Annotated in this window: 18 protein-coding genes and 2 pseudogenes; 13 read left to right on the forward strand and 7 right to left on the reverse strand. The window is 71.6% G+C overall.

The genetic code is table 11. The annotated features are described in order from the left end of the window. Nucleotides 1-553: 553 nt before the first annotated feature. The 12 genes and pseudogenes from FHX78_RS22300 (at nt 554) to FHX78_RS22355 (ending at nt 12,950) form a co-directional block, all read left to right on the forward strand. Nucleotides 554-1,021 carry an HIT family protein gene (locus FHX78_RS22300; RefSeq protein WP_229923988.1) on the forward strand — a complete coding sequence of 156 codons (468 nt, stop codon included), beginning with the start codon at nt 554-556 and terminating at the stop codon, nt 1,019-1,021. A 66-nt stretch (nt 1,022-1,087) separates the two neighbouring features. Beyond that, on the forward strand, nt 1,088-2,395 hold the full coding sequence (locus tag FHX78_RS22305) for a helix-turn-helix domain-containing protein (RefSeq protein ID WP_167531821.1): 1,308 nt from the start codon (nt 1,088-1,090) through the stop codon (nt 2,393-2,395). Between the two features lie 238 nt (nt 2,396-2,633). After that, entirely contained in the window at nt 2,634-3,227 is a 594-nt protein-coding gene (locus tag FHX78_RS22310; RefSeq protein ID WP_145869193.1) for a toll/interleukin-1 receptor domain-containing protein, read from the forward strand. After that, on the forward strand, nt 3,227-5,539 hold the full coding sequence (locus FHX78_RS22315; protein ID WP_145869194.1) for a hypothetical protein: 2,313 nt from the start codon (nt 3,227-3,229) through the stop codon (nt 5,537-5,539). The genes FHX78_RS22310 and FHX78_RS22315 overlap by 1 nt, the downstream gene beginning before the upstream one ends. Next, nucleotides 5,536-6,447 carry a hypothetical protein gene (locus FHX78_RS22320; protein ID WP_145869195.1) on the forward strand — a complete coding sequence of 304 codons (912 nt, stop codon included), beginning with the start codon at nt 5,536-5,538 and terminating at the stop codon, nt 6,445-6,447. The genes FHX78_RS22315 and FHX78_RS22320 overlap by 4 nt, the downstream gene beginning before the upstream one ends. Continuing rightward, nucleotides 6,444-7,685 (forward strand): OmpA family protein, encoded by a 1,242-nt coding sequence (locus tag FHX78_RS22325; RefSeq protein ID WP_145869196.1) that lies wholly within the window; start codon nt 6,444-6,446, stop codon nt 7,683-7,685. The genes FHX78_RS22320 and FHX78_RS22325 overlap by 4 nt, the downstream gene beginning before the upstream one ends. A gap of 169 nt (nt 7,686-7,854) precedes the next feature. Continuing rightward, a complete protein-coding gene (locus tag FHX78_RS22330; RefSeq protein ID WP_145869197.1) occupies nt 7,855-9,060 on the forward strand; it encodes a hypothetical protein in 1,206 nt (401 codons plus the stop codon). Then, the gene (locus tag FHX78_RS22335) at nt 9,057-9,479 is read left to right on the forward strand and encodes a hypothetical protein (protein WP_145869198.1); all 423 of its coding nucleotides are present in this window, start codon (nt 9,057-9,059) and stop codon (nt 9,477-9,479) included. The genes FHX78_RS22330 and FHX78_RS22335 overlap by 4 nt, the downstream gene beginning before the upstream one ends. Before the next feature lie 171 nt (nt 9,480-9,650). After that, nucleotides 9,651-9,848, forward strand: a pseudogene (locus tag FHX78_RS38195) (transposase); the annotation flags it as partial. 357 nt (nt 9,849-10,205) lie between these two features. Next, nucleotides 10,206-11,870, forward strand: a complete 1,665-nt coding sequence (ettA, locus tag FHX78_RS22345) for an energy-dependent translational throttle protein EttA (protein ID WP_145869199.1) — start codon at nt 10,206-10,208, stop codon at nt 11,868-11,870. 4 nt (nt 11,871-11,874) lie between these two features. Next, the gene (locus FHX78_RS22350) at nt 11,875-12,288 is read left to right on the forward strand and encodes an acyl-CoA thioesterase (protein ID WP_145869200.1); all 414 of its coding nucleotides are present in this window, start codon (nt 11,875-11,877) and stop codon (nt 12,286-12,288) included. Continuing rightward, nucleotides 12,285-12,950, forward strand: coding sequence for a DUF8185 domain-containing protein (locus FHX78_RS22355; protein WP_145869201.1), 666 nt, complete (start codon nt 12,285-12,287; stop codon nt 12,948-12,950). Before FHX78_RS22350 ends, FHX78_RS22355 begins: the two co-directional genes overlap by 4 nt. Before the next feature lie 26 nt (nt 12,951-12,976). Here the strand turns inward: FHX78_RS22355 and FHX78_RS37570 are convergent. Both FHX78_RS37570 and FHX78_RS22365 read right to left on the reverse strand, forming a co-directional pair. Next, nucleotides 12,977-13,087: pseudogene (locus tag FHX78_RS37570) on the reverse strand (ABC transporter ATP-binding protein); the annotation flags it as partial. Beyond that, complete coding sequence (locus tag FHX78_RS22365) at nt 13,086-13,499, reverse strand: globin (RefSeq protein ID WP_145872108.1); 414 nt, start codon at nt 13,497-13,499, stop codon at nt 13,086-13,088. The pseudogene FHX78_RS37570 and the gene FHX78_RS22365, both read right to left, overlap by 2 nt. Before the next feature lie 56 nt (nt 13,500-13,555). Between FHX78_RS22365 and FHX78_RS22370 the strand changes: the two genes are divergently transcribed. After that, on the forward strand, nt 13,556-14,539 hold the full coding sequence (locus tag FHX78_RS22370; protein WP_145869202.1) for a methyltransferase domain-containing protein: 984 nt from the start codon (nt 13,556-13,558) through the stop codon (nt 14,537-14,539). A 24-nt stretch (nt 14,540-14,563) separates the two neighbouring features. On the opposite strand, the gene FHX78_RS22375 is transcribed toward FHX78_RS22370, so the two are convergent. The 5 genes from FHX78_RS22375 to FHX78_RS22395 form a co-directional block, all read right to left on the reverse strand. Next, on the reverse strand, nt 14,564-15,991 hold the full coding sequence (locus FHX78_RS22375) for an FHA domain-containing protein (RefSeq protein ID WP_145869203.1): 1,428 nt from the start codon (nt 15,989-15,991) through the stop codon (nt 14,564-14,566). Between the two features lie 83 nt (nt 15,992-16,074). Beyond that, on the reverse strand, nt 16,075-17,421 hold the full coding sequence (locus FHX78_RS22380) for a vWA domain-containing protein (protein ID WP_145869204.1): 1,347 nt from the start codon (nt 17,419-17,421) through the stop codon (nt 16,075-16,077). Nucleotides 17,422-17,532: 111 nt separating this feature from the next. Further along, nucleotides 17,533-19,008: a PP2C family protein-serine/threonine phosphatase gene (locus tag FHX78_RS22385; protein WP_145869205.1), complete on the reverse strand. Its 1,476-nt coding sequence runs from the start codon at nt 19,006-19,008 to the stop codon at nt 17,533-17,535. 3 nt (nt 19,009-19,011) lie between these two features. Next, nucleotides 19,012-21,576 (reverse strand): serine/threonine-protein kinase, encoded by a 2,565-nt coding sequence (locus tag FHX78_RS22390; protein ID WP_145869206.1) that lies wholly within the window; start codon nt 21,574-21,576, stop codon nt 19,012-19,014. Between the two features lie 22 nt (nt 21,577-21,598). Then, a complete protein-coding gene (locus FHX78_RS22395) occupies nt 21,599-22,957 on the reverse strand; it encodes a hypothetical protein (protein ID WP_145869207.1) in 1,359 nt (452 codons plus the stop codon). Between the last annotated feature and the right edge of the window lie 7 nt (nt 22,958-22,964).

Genomic DNA, 22,964 nt, shown 5'->3' on the forward strand with positions numbered 1-22,964 from the left:
GGCGCCCGTTGTGTGCTTGATCACAAGCACTGTTACTGGGCAGTTGATGTCCGCCATCGCCATGCGATGGACATAGCCGCGTCGATGGCTACGTTCTGATCCGAGTCCCGCTTCCCTCACATGTCGTATCCGCTTTCCATGATCTCCCCATACGCGTTCTCTGCTCGTCGGGCCCATGCCATACCTCCCTGCTCACGTGGTATCGGCTCGTCCCGTACGAAGGCTCCTGGCAAGACGCTCGAGAAGGCCGGGCATCCCGCCCGAGACCGGCTCGGAAGGACCTTTGCGCTGGGCAAAAGCAGGGGAGATCGGGGAAGGTGACGATGCAGGCACGAGCCGTCCCAGTGTTCATGAAGCGGAGACAACTCCATGATCACGGACGCTCGTCCCTGTACTGCCTCCTACCCTCGCCGGCCGACGGGCCGTCAACTATCGGACGCCGGCCGACTACGCCGAAGCCCTGGCGTGGACGCCGCTTCCTTTCGCCCGCCCGCGCCGTGGGTATTGATACGGTCGGGGATCCGTACGGAAAGAATTCAGGGGGACACCGGAAGTGACGGCAGAGGCAGCAGATGTGACGCCGGGGAACGGCGGCGTATCGCGCGCGGAGTGCCCCTTCTGCGCGATCCTGGAGGGGCGGGCACCGGCCAAGGTGGTCCGGAGCTGGCCCGATTCGCTGGCGATCGCGCCGCTGACCGCCGTAACCGCCGGCCACACCCTGGTCATACCCAGAATTCACGTGGCGGATGTGGGTGTCGATCCGGCGGTCTCTGCCGCCACTATGCGGCGCGCTGCCGAACTGGCGTCCGAAATTGGATCCTGCAACATCATCACGTCGCGCGGGGAGTTGGCGACACAGTCGGTCTTCCATCTCCATTTGCACGTTCTTCCCCGCCGCCCTCGGGACGGACTCGCTCTGCCTTGGTCGTCCGGCAGTGGTGAGTGGATGCTCCGAGAGAAGGTGGCAGGCGCATCTGATATCGCGATGCCCGCCGCGTTTCAGGTGCTTCCCATGGGATAAGACGGCAGTATCACCGCGGGGGTGCGGAGGTCCGAAGGGGCCTCGGTCGCGGAGGGGGGCGAGGGCGTGGGACACAGTGATTCCTTCGGTGTCGCGTTACGGAGAACCCGGGAGGCCGCGGGCCGGTCACTCGGAGACCTGGCCCGATCGGTCAATTATTCGAAATCGCATGTGAGTAAGGTCGAGCGGGGGCAGAAGAACCCCAGCCCGGATTTCGCGCGGGCCTGTGACCGAGCCCTGGACGCGGGGGGCGCGCTGAGTGCGATGGTCCCGGCAAGGGGGACTCCCGATCTTCCTGTCCCGGAGGCACCCACGGAATGGACCATGCCCTGGATGCTTCGTATGTCGCTCGACCACGGGAACGACTTCGTGGCGTACGAGGAGAAATCATGGGCCGACCCGTCGCTCAAGCCGGGCATCATGTCCTGGCCGCTGGTTTCCGCCCCCGTATTCGACGGTGAATCCCGGGAAGCGCTGTCTCACTTCTCCTCCCTGTTCGCCGAATGCCGAAATCTTGGTCAGTCGTTCGGGCCGGCGGTTGTCACGCAGATTCTCGTGACGTCTATGAACGCGATGCGCGGACTTGCCCGTTCGGCGACGCGGGACACCGACCGGCAGGCGGTCCTGCGGCTGGCCGCCCGTTTCGCCGAGTACACGGGCTGGATGAGCCAGGAGGCCGGTGACGACAGGGCGTCCCTCTGGTGGACCGACCGCGCGGTGGCCCTGGCGAACGCCGGCGGGGATCCGGAGTTCGCCGCGTACACCCAGGTCCGCAGGGCGGATGTCGCGCTGTACCGGATGGACGGACGGGCGACAGTGGACTACACGCGCGCCGCGGAGGAAGCGTCGCGCAGTACCCGGATCCGAGGCCTCGCCGCGCAGCGCAGGGCGCAGGGGCACGCTCTCTTGGGCGAGGACGCCGAGTGTTTCCTCGCCCTGGACCGGGCCACGGAGCTGCTGAGCCGCGCGGCCCGGGAGAGCGAGACGGACTCGTCCGGCGAGCCGGTCATCGGAAGCATGCATCTGGCCCAGCTGGCCGACTTCGTCGCGGGGTGGTGTCTGCATGACCTCGGCCGTACGGAAGAGGCGGTGGGGCGGCTCGCGGGCGGGCTGGACGCGATCCCCGTTCACGCCCGCCGGGCACGGGCGCGTTACGCGGCCCGGCTCGCCCTGGCCCTCGCCGAGGCCGGTGAGTTGCAGTCCGCCTGTTCGGTCGTCGAGGCGGTGACCTCCTCGGTGTCGGTGGTCGACTCTGCCACCATCCGCGCCGACCTCCAGCGGCTGGCGCGCAGGCTCCATCGCCGGCCGCGTGATCCGGATGCTCGGCTCGCCGCGGCCCGTATCGCCGCGGCGCTGAACACGGAAAGCCGCTGATTCGCCGCACCCCGGCGGTCGGGCGTCCCGGCCTGATTCTTCGATCCTTTGATTCCCGCATCCTGCCGGCAGGGCGCAGCTGCGCACGGCAACCACACAGGGAAACCCCCTGTGGCCAGTCACCGGATCCCGAAGGCGTGTTCCGTTTCCCTGAGGAATGGGCTCGGGAAACGCGTTGACCAGTTCTTCCCGTACTGAAAATCTTGCCAGTGGCGCACGATGAGCGAGGAGTCTCCCGATGGCCGGAATCTTCATCAACTACAGGACAGGCGACGGTGACAAGGCGGCAGAACTGGTCGACCGAGAACTCGTCGACGTGTTCGGGGAGGGCCGGGTTTTCCGTGACCGCCGGAGCATGCCGGAGGGGACGAATTTCCCCCCGGCGCTCCTCGCGGAACTGCTGGACTGCACTGTTCTCCTGGTCCTGATCGGACCGAACTGGCTCACGATCCGCGACGAGAAGACCATGGAGCGCCGGATCGACACGCCCGGTGACTACGTGCGTGTCGAGATCACGGCAGCGATCGAACACCACAAGATCATCATTCCGGTGCTCCTCGACACCCCGTTCCCCGAGGAGGAGGAGATTCCGAAGCCTATCGTCGGGATCCGTGACCGGCAGGCGGCGCACCTCCGCGCGGGATATTCCCATCACGACCTCCCCATTCTCGTGGAGCGGCTCAAGGAATTCGTCCCCGAGGTGAAGAAAAAGCGGGGCGAGGACACGGGACGCACCGAAATAAAGATTCGCAACAAGCGAGGTGCGACCTCGATCTATGGAGACGCCACCTACAACGAGGGGCGTTCCGGACAGATAAACGGGGATCTGTGATGAGCGAGCAGACACACGAGTCGGATGCCGTCGGCGCTGAGGACAACTCCGAGGCGTCGGGGAGCGCTTCCGGCGCCGACCACCCCACTCACCGGGAGAGCGGCGACTCCGCGGACTCCGGGTCCAACGAGGAGACCGGGACCGGCGGGAGCGACGCAGGGCAGGACGGAACGGCGCCCACCGGCGAACCCTCCCCGAAGGAGAAGAAGGACAAGGAGAAGGAGGCCGATCAGGCCGCCTCCTTCGAGGAGGAAATCGAGAGTCAGCAGCACAACCTCATCAAGACCCGCCGCGGAGCCGCCAGTGCCCATGGCTCTGCCACGTACATCGAGAACATGTACAGCGGTGGCGGTGGCTCGGCGAAGACTCCGGTCCAGGCGGTGTCCTTCACCGCGGACATCGTCGGGGCGCTCCACCTGCCGGTCCCGCAACAGGCCGAGATGGTGCGCATGCTTCGGCAGCGTCATGTGGTGGTCCTGAGCGGTGAGGAGGGCACCGGCCGCCGGGCCACGGCCCTGGCTCTGCTGACGGAGGTCAGCCGGCCCCGTTACGCCGTGAGCGCCCTTTACCGCGACGACGCCGATGTCGTCCGAGGCGTCTGTGCACGTGCCGAGGTGCTGAAGGAGGACCACGGCTATCTGATCGAGTCGGTGACGCACCCGGTCACCGAGCAGACGCTGGACCGGCTGACCCAGCTCGCGGCCCGGTCCGGGGCCTACCTGGTCATCACCGGCGTGCCGTCGGTCTTTCCCGCGCCGGACGGCGCCCAAGTCTTCGCACACCAGGGCCCCGATGCCCGGGCAGTCTTCGAAGCTCATCTGAAGACGCTGATCGCCAGGCATCCGCTGCCGTGTGAACAGAAGGGCGACACGGCTCCGTGCCGCGGGGTCGACGCCTCCCGGTTCCTCGACCGGGTCTCCCGCGAGGAGCAGGTGTGGGAGAAGCTGAGCCGCGCCCGCTCGATCACCGAGGTCTGCCAGTTCGCCCGCTTCCTCGCCGAGAACCTTCACGCGGCGGAGGCCGACCTCGGTGAGGTGGTCGGCCGGTGGGACGACCGGCTGCGACACCTGGCACGGGAGATGCTCGGGCTGAATCCCACCGTCGGCCCGGACCAGGGGCCGGCTCCGTACCACCAGGTGTTCCGCTTCTCGTACGCGCTCTTCCACGAGCACCCGGTGTCCGACGTGGTCGAGGCGGCCGACCGGCTCGGCAGGATCATGCTGCCGCACTTCGGCATCACCCGGGACGAACTGACGCATCACACGGCCGAGCACAACATCGACAGGCTCGTGCCGAAAGAAATGCGTGCGCCCGAGACGACGGGATCCGGCAGCTCGCAGCGGCGGGCGCTCCTTGCCCATCCCGACCTGCTCGACCACGTGCTGGAGGGCGTGTGGACCACCTACGGCAGGCTGCAGAGGCCGCTGCTCGGCTGGTTCGACGATCTCGTCAGCGATCCGGGTGGGGAGAGGATCAGGTTCCGGGTCGCCCAGCTCGTCGGGCTGCTCATGCGGCACGATTTCGATTTCGTCTACCGAAACCGTGTCAAGCCGTGGGCCGAGGGCTCCGCCGCGCGCCACAGATGTGCCGCCCTGGCGATGGAGATGGCCGCGGCCGACGCCGAAGCCCACGGCGGATCGGCGGAGCGTGTGCTCGCCCAGGTGCAGTCATGGGCGGGCAGCCCCCGCACCGAATTGCAGGACAGCGCGGCCCGCGCCTACGGAACCACTCTCGGCCTGCGTGATGTGCCCGCCACCCTTGCGGAGCTGGGACGGCTGGGAAGGAAGCGCGATCTGGCGCGCTACAACTCCGTACCCCACGCCATGGCCCGGGTGTTCCTGGCCGGCCATGAGCAGGAGGTGACCATGGAGCTCATCCAATGGGTGCAGGCCCGGGACGAGTTCCTCCCCCGGCAGGCTGTCCGCGCCATGCTCGCCCTCGGCCGGAGCGTGGTCAGCGCCGACCGGCCGGACCGCCCCGCGCTTGCGGAGCTCGCGCTGGACGACGGCAAGAAGGCAGAGCTTCTTGTCGCCTTCCTGAACCGAGCGCTGATCACCAGGGAGACCTCCACCCGGGCCTGGGACCTCCTGGGCCGCTGGCTGCTCGCGGCAGACGCTGAGGACCACCAGGACCTCTCCGATCTGTACGAGCGACTGGCCCCGCGGATCTTCACCGGGCCGCTGAGGAGCCGAGGACGGTTCCAGCTGCAGTGCCTCTGGCTGCCCAGCCATCCGCACTCCGTGACCTTGCGCCGCGTGCTGGGCGCACTCACGAGCGGCCCCCACACGACCAACGAAGGGATACGTCGATGACCACCAGCCGCAGTGGACTGCTCGGGAGGTGGCGCGCCTGGCGCGACGCCCGTCGCGCCCGCCGCGACACGCGTCCGGCGGTAGCTCAGGAGCCGAAGCCGGACTGGCAGTCGCCCGTCTCGGTGGTGGAGCCCGTGCGCCCGGAATGGTCGGTCGCGCTGGCCTCGGACGACGAGCCGCTCCTGCTGGAGGCGAAGGGGGGTGTTTTCCAGTTCGAGGTGTTCGCACACTTCAGCTTCCGGAGCAACGAGATCTCCGTCGAACATCTGCGGGAGCGAGCCGACGCTTCCCTGAGGGAGGCGCGGGCCGACCTCCTCAGGATGGCCTGGCCGCTGGCCCGCACATGTGAGGCCGGTGACCCGGTCGCCGCCGAGGACCTGATCAACTCGCACGTCGCTCAGGGCTGGTGCTACGAGCAGGACGGCGCCCGCATCAGGTGCCGGCCCACTGTGCGGGTCCGCATCGACCCGGCTCTGCGCGACCGGATGCGGCCTTCCCAGCTGGACAAACAGGGGATGAAGGAGGAGCTGGAGCTGGGACTTCTGAAGGCCGCGCACGCGAGAGAGCTGACCGAGACATGGCTCGATGTTTTCGCGCGGCTCGAAGGTGTGGAGGAGGGCGCGGACGAACTCACCGCCGTGCAGCGCCAGTTCCTCGTGCCGTTCGCGGCCACCCTCGCGGACCGCGAGTTCGCGGGCATGGCCCAGGCGGTCCGGGCCGCCAGGCGCAAGGGCACGGACGACCTCGCGAACGTGCTCAAGAAGGCTTCCGAGGGTCACGAGAAGATCGGGATGTTCGAGTTCGCGAACGCCTACGACAAGGCTCTGAATGCCTTCTCCCAGCAGATGGGACTCACCCCGTTCTCCTGGATCGAGGACGGTCCGCACAGCATGGAGGGGGCGGAATGACCACCTCACCGGTGAGGAGACTCGCCACCGCGCTGCTCCTCCCCACTCTCATGGCCGGATTGCTCAGCGGCTGCGGAATCGCCGACTCCCTCGACAAGGCCAAGTGCGACTGGATGACCGAGCGGGCGGACGGGACATCGCCCGGCCCGGCCGGGCACACCCTGATCCTCGTCGATGCCTCGGCCTCCGTGCGGGGGACCACACAGCGGTCCGCAGGGGTGGACCACAGCGATGTCGTCGGCGAGAAGGCCGCCGACTGGCTCAAGGACGCGGGCACCGTGTCGGTTGCCGCCTTCGGAGGCGACGCGCGCGACCTCCGGTGGAGTGCCCGGAACTGGAGCGCGACGCCCCTCGCGGACGACGAGGGAGGCCAGGAACGTCAGCGGAAGAGCGTGCCCGAATGCGTGGGGCGGGCGGTGGCCGACGCGCAGAAGACGGTGCCCGCCCGCGGGGGGAGCGACATCCTGGGGGCCATGCGCGAGGCGAGCGCCGCGCTCGGCTCCGCCGAGGGCCCCCGAAGGCTGATCGTTCTCACCGACGGGCTGTCCACGACCGGGTGCGCGGATCTCACCCAGGCGCGCTTCGCGGACAAGGCCGAGCGGGACGCGATCATCGATGTGTGTCTCGACACGCGGGAGATGGCGCCCGACACGCTGGCCTCCGTACAGACAGTCCTGGTGGGGCTGGGACGGACAGCCCGGGATGAACCCCAGGCGATGCCCGCGCACACGGAGTGGCTCGGCGAGCTGTGGAAGGGCATCTGCGCGGCAGCCCACCCGCAGCCGGACCGGGACGACTGTGTCCTGAACGACGTCACGCCGACGGACTCGCGCGGGACGGAGGCCTCCCTTGAGCGCCCCTCCGAACCGAAGGTGGATTTCCCGCAACGCGTGTACAGGATGGCGGGATTACGGGCGCTCTTCGATCCCGGATCCGCCGAGTTGCGACCGGCGGCGATCGCGCAGCTCACGAAGATCGCCGTCGAGCTGCGCGCCGAGAAGGGGGCTCGCTTCCTGGTCTACGGCTACGTCGACCCGCGCGGCGGCTCCGCCAACAACCGCAGCCTGTCACAGGCCCGCGCCGACGCGGTGCGGGACGAACTCACCGGGCTCGGGGTGCGCGACGTCACCGCCCTCGGCAAGGGCGTGGCCGTGGGCTGCCCGGGAGCCCGGGGAGAGCTGACCACGAAACAGAAACTGCAGTGCGACCGCCGGGTCGACATTCGGGTCGTCCGGTGAAGGGGGACGTCGGATGAGTACCGAGAACGGGCGGGTGCGCCTCCCTGCCGTGTTGAAGGCCCCGGTGCCCTGCCCGGGAGTGAACGGCACGGGGGAGCCCCCGGCGGAGCCGCCGGCCCGGAGGGTCGACCGTACGGACAGCCGCGAGCGAGCCGTTCTGATGCGGGCCTTGAGCGATGCCAACTCCCTGCTTGCGAGGGGGCAACGGGAACTGGGCGCCGCGTGCGCGGCCGTCGTCAAGTCCGCCCACGACGTGGACCGGGGCATCGGCGCGCTCGTCCGCTTCCAACGCATCGGGGGCGCCCTGCCTGCCCCCGGCACCAGTGACGCCCCCTCTCACCGCACCCCGCTCGTGAACGCCGTACCACCACACCGACCGCGACCCGCGCGGCTGTGGAAGTGGCTCGTCTGGCCCATGTCCCTCCTCGCGGCCTTCTTCGACTCGGTGTTCGTGGCCTCCACGATTCACGAGGTGCTGGGACTGAGCGAGGACGAACAGGTGCAGTACTGGCTGGCGTATCTGCCGGGCGTCGGCATCACGGTGTGCCTGCTGGCCGTCGGATCGTTCCTGGCGGAGCGGCTCGCCGCCGAGGCCGTCCCCGGCAGGCGACGCCGGCTGGTAGAGCCCTGGGCGTGCGTCATCGGTCTCCTCCTGCTCGTCATGGCGTGTGGTGCGGTGCGGATCCTGATAGCGGCGGAGAGCGACGCGTACCTGGTGGTGTACGCGCCGGTGATCCTCGTACTGCTGCTCCTGCTCGGCATCGCGGCCATCGTCACGAAGGTCCGGTCGTATGACCCCGCAGGGGTCGCAGAGGCCGAGGAACGGAGGGCTTCCCGGAAGGCGGTGGAAGGCGGACGCAAGCACGCGAAGGCTGTAGGGAGAGGACTCGCCGAGCGGATGAAGGCGGCCGACGACCTCTCCGACCGGACACGGAAGGCGCTCACCGCCCATGTGACGGAGTGGTTCGCCCTCAAGACCGCCTTCGACTCGATGGAACAGGCGGCACGCAGGCACGTGGAGGACGCCGCGACCGGTCTCGTGGAAGAGCGCGCGCGCACGGGCCTGGCCGGTGCGTTCGACTTTCCGCTGGCAACGACGGACTGGCCGGAGGAGCCAGGGCTCCGGGAGGCACGGGGGCAGTACCCGGAGCGTCGGCGGGAAGGTCCCGGGATCGAGTGGGACCTGCTGGCAGAGGCGGAACACGTGCTCGACCTGTACCACCCGGACGGCTTCGCCGATCGCCTCCGCCGCGTACTGGGTGAGCTGGACCGGCAGTGGAGCGCACACGGTCCCGCCGAGGAGGCCGTCATCGCCGAGGTGGAGGCGCCCGGGGCGGAAGGGGAGAAGGGCGGAGAGAAGGAGAGGACCGGATGACCACCGCACCGCCGGACGAGATGAGGGTGCGGCATCTGGAGATACTCCAGTCCACCATCAACCGGCTCGGCATGAATTCCTTCCTGGTCAAGGGCTGGGCCATGACCATCAGCGGGGGACTGATCACAGTCGCGACGGGAGGCGCCGGATGGAGCGTGGCGTTGATCGCCCTGTTGATGACTACGGGGTTCTGGCTCCTGGACAGCTTCTATCTGGAACAGGAACGGCTCTTCCGCTCTCTCTACGACCGCTCTCTCTCCGGCCCTTCGCGGATTCCGGTCTTCAGCATGGATGTGGGGCGCTACGCCCAGTCCGTTCCCTGGCGGACGGTGGCCCTCTCCCGGACGATGACCCTGTTCTACGGAACCTTCGCCCTTGTCGAGGTGGCGGTCGCCGTGGCGCTGCTGGCCGGGGGCTGAGGCTGGGGGAGCGGTACGTACGCGGTCCTGGGCGGTCTGCCCGGGACCGCTCGGCTCCGGGCCCCAGCCGAGGTCGCCGACGCCCCGCTGCCCGAGGTCGACGTACTGGGCGTCGATGAGACCCGCCGGGGCGAGCCGCGCTGGGAACAGGACCCTGACACCGGCAGATGGGTGCGGACACGCGACCGGTGGCACACCGGCTTCGTCGACGCCCTCGGCACCGGCGGGCTGCTCGGCCAGGTCGAGGGCCGCAGCGTCGCCGATGTCCTGGCTTGGCTCGCCACCACACCGCTGACCTGGCGAAAAAGCATCCGGCACATCGCCATCGACATGTCTGCCACCTACCGCGCGGCGGTCCGCACCGGCCTGCCGCACGCGCGTCGTGGTCGACCACTTCCACGTCGTCCACCTCGCCAACAAGAGGCTGTCCATGGTTGCGTCCCCGGCTCCGACCCCCATCACGTGCCGGCCGCGGGCGGTCGCACTCGCGGCTGTGTGACCGTCGCGTTCGTCCAAGGCCGGGCCGTCCCTGGGCCGTGCGAGGGTGCCCGAGGCCGACCGGTGGCGACCGGTGGCGACCGGCAGTCACAGGCGAGGCTCCGGCGGCACCCGGGAAAGGCCAGGTCAGGGCCACTGGACGGAACGGGTTTCCCCCCAGGGGTGGCGGTCGGGCAAGATGGGGTGTATCTGCCCACTGCCAGATTTCAAGCTGCCGGACGGTTTCTCTTGGCTGAGTACATCTACACCATGCGCAAGGCGCGCAAAGCGCACGGCGACAAGGTGATCCTCGACGACGTCACCCTGAGCTTCCTGCCCGGGGCGAAGATCGGTGTCGTCGGTCCGAACGGCGCTGGTAAGTCGACGGTCCTGAAGATCATGGCGGGCTTGGAACAGCCGTCGAACGGTGACGCCTTCCTCACCCCCGGTTACACCGTGGGCATCCTGCTCCAGGAGCCCCCACTGAACGAGGACAAGACCGTCCTGGAGAACGTCCAGGAGGGTGTGGCCGAGGTCAAGGGCAAGCTCGACCGGTTCAACGAGATCGCCGAGCAGATGGCGACCGAGTACACCGACGAGCTCATGGACGAGATGGGCAAGCTGCAGGAGCAGCTCGACCACGCCAACGCCTGGGACCTCGACGCCCAGCTCGAGCAGGCCATGGACGCCCTGGGCTGCCCGCCCGGCGACTGGCCGGTCGCCAACCTCTCCGGTGGCGAGAAGCGCCGCGTGGCGCTGTGCAAGCTGCTCCTCGAGGCGCCCGACCTGCTGCTCCTCGACGAGCCCACCAACCACCTCGACGCCGAGTCGGTGAACTGGCTGGAGCAGCACCTCGCCAAGTACGAGGGCACCGTCGTGGCCGTCACCCACGACCGGTACTTCCTGGACAACGTCGCCGGGTGGATCTGCGAGGTCGACCGCGGCCGACTGCACGGCTACGAGGGCAACTACTCCAAGTACCTGGAGACCAAGGCCACCCGCCTCAAGGTCGAGGGCCAGAAGGACGCCAAGCGGCAGAAGCGGCTCAAGGAAGAGCTGGAGTGGGTGCGCTCCAACGCCAAGGGGCGGCAGGCCAAGTCCAAGGCCCGTCTGGCCCGGTACGAGGAGATGGCCGCCGAGGCCGACAAGATGCGGAAGCTGGACTTCGAGGAGATCCAGATCCCGCCGGGCCCGCGCCTGGGCAACGTGGTCGTCGAGGTCAACAACCTCACCAAGGGCTTCGGCGAGAAGCTCCTCATCGACGACCTGTCGTTCACGCTGCCGCGCAACGGCATCGTCGGCATCATCGGACCGAACGGCGCGGGCAAGACCACGCTGTTCAAGATGATCCAGGGCATCGAGGAGCCGGACTCCGGTTCCATCAAGGTCGGCGACACCGTCAAGATCTCCTACGTCGACCAGAGCCGCGAGAACATCGACCCGAAGAAGACGCTGTGGGCCGTCGTCTCCGACGAGCTCGACTACATCAACGTCGGACAGGTCGAGATGCCGTCGCGGGCGTACGTCTCCGCGTTCGGGTTCAAGGGCCCGGACCAGCAGAAGCCCGCGGGCGTGCTCTCCGGCGGTGAGCGCAACCGGCTGAACCTCGCGCTCACCCTCAAGCAGGGCGGCAACCTGCTGCTCCTCGACGAGCCCACCAACGACCTCGACGTCGAGACCCTCAGCAGCCTGGAGAACGCCCTCCTGGAGTTCCCCGGGTGTGCCGTGGTCGTCTCCCACGACCGGTGGTTCCTGGACCGGGTCGCCACGCACATCCTCGCCTACGAGGGCGAGTCCAAGTGGTTCTGGTTCGAGGGCAACTTCGATTCGTACGAGAAGAACAAGGTCGAGCGGCTCGGCCCGGACGCGGCGCGTCCGCACCGTGCCACCTACAAGAAGCTGACCCGGGGCTGATCTCTTGCGGCACATCTACCGCTGCCCGCTGCGCTGGGCGGACATGGACGCGTACGGCCACGTCAACAACGTGGTGTTCCTCCGCTACCTGGAGGAAGCCCGTATCGACTTCCTGTTCCGCCCGGAGAAGGACTTCAAGCAGGGGTCCGTGGTGGCGCGCCACGAGATCGACTACAAGCGGCAGCTCGTCCACCGGCACACGCCCGTGGACATCGAGCTGTGGATCACGGAGATAAGGGCGGCGTCCTTCACCATCACCTACGAGGTGAAGGACGGCGACCAGATCTACGTCCGCGCCTCGACGGTCATCGTGCCGTTCGACTTCGAGAGGCAGCGCCCGCGCCGGATCACCGACGAGGAGCGCGAGTTCCTGGAGGAGTACATGGACACCGCCGAGGAGGAGGCCGTCGCCGCATGACGGTGCTCCACCTCGCCGACGAGGGGGAGGCCGCGGACCTCGCGGCCTTCCTCTCCCGGCTGCTGCACTACGACCGTTCGGCCGCGGTGCGGCTGCAGGCGGCCGGCACGGCGCTCGCCGTGTTCGGCCGGCCGCCGTCCTTCGAGGTGCTGGCGGTCCGCGCCGTGCGCCTCGCCAAGCCCTACGAGCACGGGCTCGACGTCACGCTGGACGTGACCGTGTCCGCCGGTGAGCTGCTGGAGTCGGTGGACGAGACCGCCGCCACGGCCGCCGTGCCGGGCGCGGTGACCGGGCCGCCGTGGGCCGGTGTGCTGCCGCCGCGCGGCGGCTGGCGGGCCGAACCGGGGCTGCCGGGGCCCGCGGACCTGCGGGCGCTCGTCACCGCGTCGGTCGCGGAATTCCGTTCCCGTACGGGCGAGTTGGCGCCCGATCGGCGTACCCGGGCCGAACTCGACCGGATCGGGCGGGAGATCTGGTCCCGCACGGTCGCGGAGACCGGGCTTCCGGTGCGTGCGGTGCATGCCGCGCAGTCGCTCGGCTTCCTGCGGGGGGAGGAGCAGGCGCTGTTCTCCTCGGGTTCCTGGCTCCGGCTCCGTACGCCCTTCGGGTCCGTCGCCGTGCGCCGGGCGGGGCTCGGGGCGCTGGGGCTCAGCGTGCGCTGAGACCGGCCCCCTTCCTGCGGCGCGCCGTCGTCGGGGCGGACGGCGACGCGGTCGGGTTCCGGTTCCAGCGCCACCCGGTCGCGCATGCCCGGGGCCTGCGGGTACTCGGCGGGCAGCAGGAGGCGGGCGGACGCGTCAGTCCGGGGTGTTGATCATCGAGGCCGCCGCGTACGTCAGGTACTTCCACAGCGTCTGCTCGTGCTCCTCGGACAGGCCGAGCTCGTCGACCGCGTCCCGCATGTGCTTCAGCCACGCGTCGTGCGCCGCCCGGTCCACCGTGAACGGGACGTGCCGCATCCGCAGCCGGGGATGGCCGCGGTTGTCGCTGTACGTGGTCGGGCCGCCCCAGTACTGCATGAGGAACAGCGCGAGCCGCTCCTCGGCCGGGCCCAGGTCCTCTTCCGGATACATGGGCCGCAGCAGCGGGTCCCCGGCCACTCCCTCGTAGAAACGGTGGACGAGCCGACGGAAGGTCTCCTCCCCGCCGACCTGCTCGTAGAAGGTCTGCTCCTGCAGCGTGCCGCGCCGAATCTCTGTCACGCCGTCCATGGTCTCAGACGGCACGGCATAGGACTCCAGGCCTAGGACCGTCCTACTGTGGAGTCATGGACGGGCCGGACCCCGGTGACGGTGGCGGCCTCGCCGTCCCGGCGCGGGCCGCGCTGGTGCGCGAGATCGCCGCGAGCGGGGCGTTCGACGCCGACCCGGTGTGGCGGGAGGCGTTCGCCGCCGTGCCCCGCCACCTGTTCGTGCCGTCCTACTGGGTGGGCGTCGTCGGCGGCTACGCGCACCGGTGGGCCGAGGACCCCGACCCCGCAGGGCGCGAGCGATGGCTGCGCGGCGCCTACCAGGACGCCCCGCTCGCGATCCGGCTCCACGACGACGAGCTGCTCTCCTCCAGCAGCCAGCCCTCCCTGATGGCGCTGATGCTGGCCGGCCTGGACGTCCGGGACGGGCAGCGGGTCCTGGAGATCGGCACCGGCAGCGGCTACAACGCCGCCCTGCTCGCCCACCGGCTCGGCGACGACGACCTGGTCACCACCGTCGACCTCGACCCGGAGCTCACCGGGCCGGCCCGCCGGCACCTCGACGCCGCCGGGTACCACCCGGCCGTCGTCACCGGCGACGGCGCGCGCGGGGTGCCCGCACGCGCCCCCTTCGACCGGATCATCGCGACCTGCGCCCTGCCGTCCGTCCCGCGCGCCTGGCTCGCCCAGTGCCGCCCGGGGGCGCGCGTCGTCGCCCCCTTCGCCACCGGTGTGGTCGCCCTCACGGTGCGCGACGCCGGTCACGCCGAGGGGCGCTTCCTGCACACGCCCGCCTACTTCGTGCCGCTGCGCGGCACGGGCCGGCCGCGGCACGAGCGGCCCGATCCGGACGGGCTGCCGCCCACGGCCCGGGGCAGCGACCTGTTCCGCTTCCTGCTGGCGCTGACCGTCGGCGCCCTCGCCCCGCGGGAGGCGTACGACCTGTGGGAGCGCGAGGGCAGGCCGCGGCGCGAACGCTACGGCCTGACCGCCGACGTCGAGGGCGACCGGACCTGGCTGGACGACCCCCGGGGGCCGTACGTCTGGCCGGTGCCCTCCTGACGTCGTCCCGCAGGTCGGTCCGTCTCAGCCCCGGCGGATGGTGATCGTCGTCCAGGCGCCCACGTGGACCCGGTCACCGTCCTGGAGCGGGATCGGGACGAACGGCTGGATCGGCTCGTCCGAGCCGTTGACCGTCGTGCCGTTCGTCGAGTTCTGGTCGACGACCGCCCAGGTGCTGTCCGGCTGCTGGACCAGCACCGCGTGCTGGTGCGAGACGCCCGGGTCCTCCGGCGGTGTCGACAGATCGATGTCGGGGGTGTCGCCGGTGGAGTGGCGGCGGCGGCCGATGGTGATCTGGTTGCCGGTGAGCGTGCGCTGCTGCTCGGGCGAGTACGCGGGCAGGTTCAGGCCCGCGGCCTCGGGGCCGGAGCGCTGCATCATCGCCATGAAGTAGTCGCGGTCCGGACCGATGGTCGCGGTCCAGGTCGCCGGGCCCTGCGGTGGACGGGGCTGCTGCGGGAAGCCACCGGGGGCGCCGGGCGCCGGGGGCGCCTGGGTGCCGCCGGGCTGCGGGTAGCCGTAACCGCCGTGCTGGCCGGGACCGGGGCCGGGGCCGTTCGGGCCGCCGGGGGCACCGTGCCCACCGGGGCCGCCGTGCCCACCGGGGCCGCCGGGTCCGCCGGTCGGCGGGGAGATCACCCAGTCGTCGTCACCGCCGCCGAAGGCCGGGCCGCCCGGCTGCGGGCGACCGGTCTCCTGCGGGTATCCGGGCGGGGCGGGCGGTCCGGACTGGAACGCCTGGGGGGCACCGGGGTGATGCGGACCACCGGGACCCCCAGGGCCGCCGGGACGCCCGGGTCCGCCGGGTCCGCCGGGACCACCGGGACCGCCGTGTCCACCAGGCCCGTTGGGGCCACCGTGTCCACCAGGCCCGTTGGGGCCGCCGTGGCCTCCGGGACCGCCCGGGCCGCCGTGGCCGCCCGGGCCGGGCGGCGGGGGGACCGGGCGGGAGGGGTCCCCGCCGAAGCCGGGCGGGCCCGGCGGAATCGGTTCGGCGGGCCGGTTCATCTGCGAGGGGCGCGAGCCCTGGTAGTCGTAGGAGTCACCGCCGCCGTACGACGGGCCGGGCGGCTGCTGGTACGGCCCGCCGGGGCCGGGGCCCGGACCGGGGGCGGGCGGACGCGGGGCCGCCGGGGTGTACGAGGTCGCCGTGTTCGTCAGGAAGTTCCACCGGCACTCCTCGCAGAACGGCGCACCGCCCTCACGCGGCGTACGGCACTGCGGGCACAGCTCCGGCGGGCCGCCGTGGCCGCCGTGGCCGCCGGGGCCACCGAAGCCGCCGGGGCCCTGCGGACCGCCGGCGGGACCGCCGGGCGGAGGCGGGAAACCGTAGCCGCCGCCGGGCGGGGGCGGTGGGGGAGGAGGTGGGGGCACGGCACCCGCCATGCGGTGACCGCACACCTCGCACCAGTCGTCGGAACCCGACTGGTGTCCGTTCGGGCAGGTCGGCATGTCGGCGCTTCCCCCTCTCCTGGTCCGGCCGCTTCCGGCCGGAGTTCTCCGGCCCCGAAGGGCCGGGCTCGTTCATTTCCGGGTCACTTCTTCACACGAACGGTCTTGGTGGACCGGGTCTCGAGCGTCATCTCGTCGGCCTCCTCCACCTTCGCCTTCAGTCGCACAGTACCCGCCGCGGCATCGACCACGTCCACCACCTTCGCAAGCAGTTTCGCAGTATCCGCGTTGCCGGACGCGCTCGCGAGCTGAACGGCGCGGCCCAGTTTGGCCGTTGCTCCGTCGGTATCGCCTTCTTTACGCAGATCGAGACCCTGTTGGATGACTTGGGCCAGTTCCGCTTGCCCCGTGTAGTGGGCGACTTGGGGGTTGATCGACGTCGAGGCGGCCATGTCGTCCGTCCACACGGCCCGGACCAGACCCTGCGCGCCGAGGTTCCGCGCACTGCCCCCGGGCTGCGGGATGACCAGCGACAGCCGGGCCGCCAGCATCTCCCGGCCGATGCCGGCGGGCGGAACCTCCACGCAGACGTGGTAGTCACGGGACTCGTCCCCCCAGGAACCCAGGGGATAGTCGCCCGCGCGCGGGCCCGCCTCGACGCGGCGGCCGGTCAGCTCCTCGACGGTCGGCGCGACCTGCTTGACGAACCTCACCGTCGTACCGACCGGGGTCCACAGCCGCAGCGAGACGTCCGCGACCTCCTTGCCCATCGCCGTCTCCATCATCCGCGTGAAGTCGTCGGCGAGGCCCGCCGGGTCGGCGACGATGTCGGCGGAGCCGAGGAGGGCGGAGGCGACGGCTGTGACTTCTTTCACGTCCCAGTCGGTGCCCACCCCGCGGGCGTCGCAGGTGAAACGCCCGGCGCAGGCGTCCAGGGCCGCCTTCAGGTCCTCCGGCGACTCGTGCTCGTTGCGGCCGTCGGTGAGCAGGATGCCGTGCCGGATCGCCACGTCCGCCGACGCCAGCAGCCGGTCGGCCAGCCGCAGCCAGGTGCCGATCGCGGTGCCCCCGCCCGCGCTCAGCCCGCGCAACGCCTGCCGGGCCCGTTCGCGGGTGTCCGCGTCGGCGACCGCGAGGGCGCCGCCACCCGGGTACACCTCCCTGGCCAGGTGCGTGCCGCCGACCACCGCGAAGTGCACGCCGTCGCGCAGCGCGTCGATGGCGGCGGCCGTCGCGTCGCGGGCGTTGCGCATCTTGGCCGGCGGGTAGTCCATCGAGCCCGAGCAGTCGACCATGAGGACCACGGCCGCCGACGGCCCCTCACCGGGCGAGTAGAGGTAGGGTGCGGTCACCGTGCTGCCGATGGTGCCGCCGCCGGTCGCCGTCACCGTGACGATGGCGTTGACCTCGCGGCCGCCCTCCGGCAGGAACTCGTTCTGGTAGACGTCCACCGAGAACTGCGGCACGTTCGATTTCGAGAAATTGGCCATGCCTGTGTCGATCCCCCTTGGAGCCCCGACGGCGCGGGGCGACGACGGATGACGGACCGGTCCCCTCCGGTCCGTTGAGGCTTCCCCCGGAGGGGCGTCCCGTACGCGGCCTCAGGCCGATCCTGCCCCCTGCGGGACGGCCGGGAACGGCACGAGGGCCACTGTTACGTTGTCGTGGCCCCCGCCGTCGAGGGCGTGACCGACCAGGACCCGGGCGGCGTGCAGCGGGCGCGCGGCGGCGTCGACGGGCACGGCCTCGGCCATCTCGTCGGCCGATTCCGCGTAGTTCCACAGGCCGTCCGTGCAGACCACGACCACTCCGGGCCGGTCCGGCTTGAAGGCCGCGGTGTGCGGTTCCAGGTCGTAGGCGTCGGCGCCGAGCCAGCCGGTGATGGCGTGGGCGCGCTGGTCGGCGTACGCCTCGGCCTCGCCCATCAGGCCCGCGGCGACCATCTGCGCGGCCCAGGAGTCGTCCTCGGTGAGCCGGGCCGCCGGGGCGGAGCGGTCGACCGGGATCCAGTAGGCGCGGCTGTCGCCGACCCAGCCGACGATCAGCAGGCCCGCCGTCACCACCGCGCCGACGATCGTGCACGCCGGGGCGTTCTGGTGCGGGGCGTGCTCGCGGGCCGCGGCGGGCTCGTCGGCCAGCGCGTTGACCGCTTCGGCGGCGGCGATGATCGCGTCGTGCATCGCCTGCTGCGGGTGGGTGCCGTGCGGCAGCGCGGCGAGCAGCGACTCGCTCGCCGCGCGGGAGGCGGCCAGGGACGCCTCGTCGGGGCGGGTCGCGGAGGAGACGCCGTCGCACACGATCGCCACGGAGGCGGGGGAGCCGTCGGGCAGCGCCGTGGTGGTGACGGTGAAGGCGTCCTCGTTGCGGTGGTGGCGCAGACCGCGGTCGCTGACCGCGGCCACGGGGCCGCATTCCTGTTCCATGTGGTCCCGTTCGCGCGGCTGGGCGTGGCCGCAGTTCTCGCAGTAGCCGTCGTCGTCCACCCGGCCCGCGCGGCAGGCCACGCACACCGCCGTGCCGCCGGCGGCCCGCGCGGGCTCGGCGGCCACGCGCGGGTCCGGCGCCTGGAGCGGGTACTCGTCGGGCTGCGCGGGCTGGTGGACACCGCCGGGCCGCTGGGCGGGGGAGGAGGGGGCGGGTTCCTCCGCGGGCGCGCCCGGCTGCGCCCGACGGTCGAACCGCACACCGGACGACGGAGCGGGGGGCGCCGCCGGCGGCGGCGGAGGCGGAGGCACCGGGGCGCCCTGGGGGGAGGGCGGCGGTACGGGGGCGCCTTGGGGCTGAGGGGGCGGCGGTACGGGGGTGCCCGGGGCCGGAGGCGCGGTGGTCGTGTCGTCCCGGCCGGGCGTGGGCCAGGACGGTGCGGCGGGCGGCGGCGGGGGCCCGGCGGGGGCAGGGCCGGCCGAACCCTGATGCGGCACCGAGCCGTTCATCACGATCGTCGGCTCGTCCGTCGGCCGCGCGGGAACCACCGACAGGTCGTATCCGCACGCACCGCAGAAACGATCACCCGACTCGAGGGGCTCCTCGCAGCTCGGGCACTTCGACAGAGCGGCCTGCTGGGGCATCTGCGACATCAACTACACCCACGTCCGGGGGCGGTAACGATTGGCACGTTCCACCAGGTCGATCCTCTCCTCGCCGCTCGGCGCCAGCCGGGCCAGCGTGCGGTACGTACGCTCCAGGCCGAAGCGCAGACCCCGTTCGTCCAGGCCGCTGCCGAGCAGCGTCCGTCCCCCGGCGGCGTGCGGGGCGGAACCCTGGCCCTCGGAGAGTACCCAGTCCAGGCCGCAGCCGAGGACTTCGGCCGACAACAGCTCCCGGCGCGCCGGATCCAGACCGTACGCCCGGAGGGCCTCCACCTGCCCCGCGGCCGCGGCCAGGTCGTCCAGGAACGGTACGCCGGCGGCGGCCGCGGACCGCCCGCGCAGCCGCGCCCTGACCGCCGCCACCCGGGCGGCCGTGTAGTGGATGGAGGACTCCGGCACCGACTCCAGCGTCCGCACGGCGCCGCGCCGGTCCCCCGCCGCGAGGTGGACCCGGGCCAGCCCGAACGCCGCGCTCACATGGCTCGGGTCGGCCGACCACACCAGGCGGTAGTACTCGGCGGCGTTGTCCAACTGACCCAGCACCTCCGCGCACAGACCGAGCGCCAGCTTCGGCGCGACCTCGCCGGGGAAGGCGTCGTAGATCGCGTCGAAGGCGAGCGCGGCGCCCTCGTGGTCCCCGGTGACCAGCCCCGCCAGGCCCCGGTACCAGACCACCCGCCAGTCGTCGGGGTCCCGCGCCTCCAGCGCGCCCAGCGCCTCCAGCGCGGTGGACAGGTCACCGGTCTCCAGCCGGGCGCGGATCTCGCGCAGCCGGGTCTCGGCCGACGGGGCGGGCGCGGCGGCCAGCGCGTTGATCAGCTCACCGGGCGCGGACGTCAGCAGACCGGCGAGGAAACCGGCGTTGGGGTCGGCGGGGTCGACGCGCGGCACGGGCAGCGCGAGCGCGGCGGCGGCGCAGTCGACGGGCCTGACGAGCGCGGCGGCGGCCGCCGGGACGGGAGGGGCGGCGGGGGAGCCTGCGGCGGCCGGCGACGCGCCCCGCGCTCCCTTCCGGGGACGCAGGGCGCGGGTGCCCAGGCGGGAGACGTCACCGTGCAGCGGCGGGAACAACTCCGTGTCCGTCACCCGCAGTTCCGGGCCGAACAGGGTGGACAGCGCGGGACGGGCCCGGCCCGACTGGAGGGAGACGACCTCGCGCAGCACACCCGTCAGCTGCTCGGCCATCTCCTGCGCGGAGGCGAACCTGCGCCCCGGGTCCGGGTCCGTGGCCCGCACCAGCAGCCGGTAGAAGGACTCGTACTGCCGGAACACCTCGATGGAGTCCGGGTCGGGCAGGGAGTCCACGTAGACGTTCGTGTAGCCCTGGAAGTCGAACGTGAGGACGGCCAGCGTCCGGGCCACCGTGTACAGGTCGGACGCCACCGAGGGGCCCACCTCGGCGACCTCGGGCGCCTGGTAGCCGACCGTGCCGTAGATGGCCGACTCCTCGTCGTCCGTCCGGCGCACCGCGCCCATGTCGATCAGCTTCAGCTGGTCCTCGGTCTGGATCGCGTTGTCGACCTTGAAGTCGCAGTACAGCAGGTTGCGGCTGTGCAGATGACCGAGCGCCTCCAGCGCCTCGACCCCGTACGCGCACGCCTGCTCCACCGGCAGCGGATCGCGCCTGCCCTCCGGGGTGCGGCGGCCGTTGGCGATCTCCTTCAGGGACTTGCCGCCGAGGTACTCCATGACGATGTAGCCGTCGAGGGAGCCGGTGCGCTGGTCCAGGTGCTCCACGAAGTTGTAGATCCGCACGATGTTGGCGTGCTCGATCTCCGCCAGGAAGCGGCGTTCGGAGATCGCCGCCGCCATCGCGTCCTGGTCGCCGGTGTCCAGCAGGCCCTTGAGGACCACCCAGCGGTCCGACACCGCCCGGTCCACGGCGAGGTAGATCCAGCCCAGCCCGCCGTGCGCCAGACAGCCGACCACCTCGTACTGGCCGTGCACGACGTCCCCGGTCCGCAGCTTCGGGACGAACGAGTACGGGTGACCGCACTTGGTGCAGAAGCCCTCCGTGCGCCCCGGCCGGCCGCCGCGGGCCCGGCCCACCTGCGCCCCGCAGTCCGAACGCGAGCAGAACCGCTTCCGCTCGGGCACCTCGGGACGCTCCAGCACCATCGCGCGCGGATCGGGGCGCGGGATCGGCGGCACCTCGACCAGTCCGGCCCCCAGCCGGCCCCGGCCGGAGGAACCGGCGGCCGCGCCGGAGCTGCGCACCGACACCGAGCGGCCCGTGGACCGGCCCGACAGCGCCCGCGAGAGCCGTCCGGAGACCGAGCGGCGGGACTTCGACGACTGCGACGAGGTGCGCGCACTGCGGCCGCTGGAGCGGGAGCCGTGCGAGCCGGCGCTGCCCGAGCCCCGCGAGCCGCGGCCGCCCACCGTGATGCCGGTCGGGGGCGAGGAGACCACGCCGGTCGGCGACACGACCGGTGCGAGGCCGCAGGTGTCGCAGTACAGCTCGCCGCCGCCGACGTCCTCGTACGTGCCGTCGCAGTCGGGGCGCTGACAGGTGCGCCGTGCCGGGTCGGTGCCCTGGGGGCCCGGTCCGTTCATGATGCTGCCTCCCCCTCGTCGCTCATGCGCCGGGCCCCCTGCGGTCGTCGGCCACGCCCTGTCCCGGCACCCGCGGTGCGCCGCCGAGCAGTTCGACGGCCGCGTGCTGGTAGCGCAGCACCGCCTGTTCGGCGGCGCGCAGGTCACAGGGCGCGCTCCACAGCATCCGGCGCGCCTTCTCGTACCGCTCCACCAGCTCGGGATCCTCCGCGAGGCCGTGCCGGGCCGTCTTCGCCTTGTACGCGTCCAGCCGGCCGCGCAGCTCGGCACGGACCGCCAGCGGCGCGGTGACCGCGCTCAACGACTCGCGGGCGCGCAGCAGTTCGTCCTCCGCCTTCTGCTCCAGGGACTCCAGGAGCGGGGACAGACGGTGCCACTGCGCGTGCCTGCGGTACTCGGCGGCCGTCGACAACTGCTCCTGCAGCACCGTCGGCGGCCCGCTGACCACCGGGACCTCCGTCGCCGCGATCTTCGCCAGCACCTCACCGCGTGCGGTGCGGGCCTCGGCGAGGGTGCGGTCGGCCCGGGACAGCACGTCCCGCAGCCTGACGATGCGTTTCTCGGCGTCCTGACGGACCGTCAGCACCGCGTCGATCTCCCGGCGTACGTCCTCCAGCGCGCGCGCCTCACGGTCGTAGACCGTCGTGTCGGGGCGCCCGCCGCCCGGTGCCGAACTGCCCTCCGCGGGCCTCCAGAACGCCAGCGGGTCGGACACCACCTGCTCCCGCAGCCTGGTCAGTGTGCGGGTGATCCGCTCCAGGTCGTCGCCCGCCGGGTGCTCGCCCGGGCGCACGCCGACCGAGTGCGCGAGCCTGCTGGTGCGCTGGAGCTCGGCCGCGAGTAAATCGATCCGCGCGGGCAGCGCGGACCACACCGCGTCCGCGGCGACCACCATGTCCAGCGACGACGCGTACAGTTCGTTCATCCGGTCGACGAGCGCGGCGAGCGAATAGCGTTCGCTGAGCCTGCCGGGCGTGGCGTGGAGCGTCGGCGCGTTCGCCGTCGCGGCCGTGGACGCGGACGCGGCCGCCGACGCGCTGCCGGCCACCGTCACCGGCTCGCCGCGCAGCAGCTCCGTCAGCTCGGCCAGGTCCTCACGGCTGGACCAGCGGCGGCGGGACCGGACGGTCCGGGCGGTGCGCAACGCGTCGGTGTAGGCGTCGAAATAGGTCCACAGCAGCGTGATCGACGCCTCCGTGGCCGTCCACCGCTCCTCGGTGACACCGGTGAGCCGCGCGCCCTCCAGGAGTCTTCGGCCCGCGTGGTCCTGCAGGGCGAGGAGCGAGGTCTCGATCGCCTCGTGCTCCGCGCCGAGCCGCGCCAGCGCACGGTCCACCTCGTCCCGGTCCATCACCGGCCCGGTGGGATCCGTGTCGGCCATCGATCAC

Origin of the sequence: Streptomyces capillispiralis, from assembly GCF_007829875.1 — a bacterium.
GTDB lineage: Bacteria > Actinomycetota > Actinomycetes > Streptomycetales > Streptomycetaceae > Streptomyces > Streptomyces capillispiralis.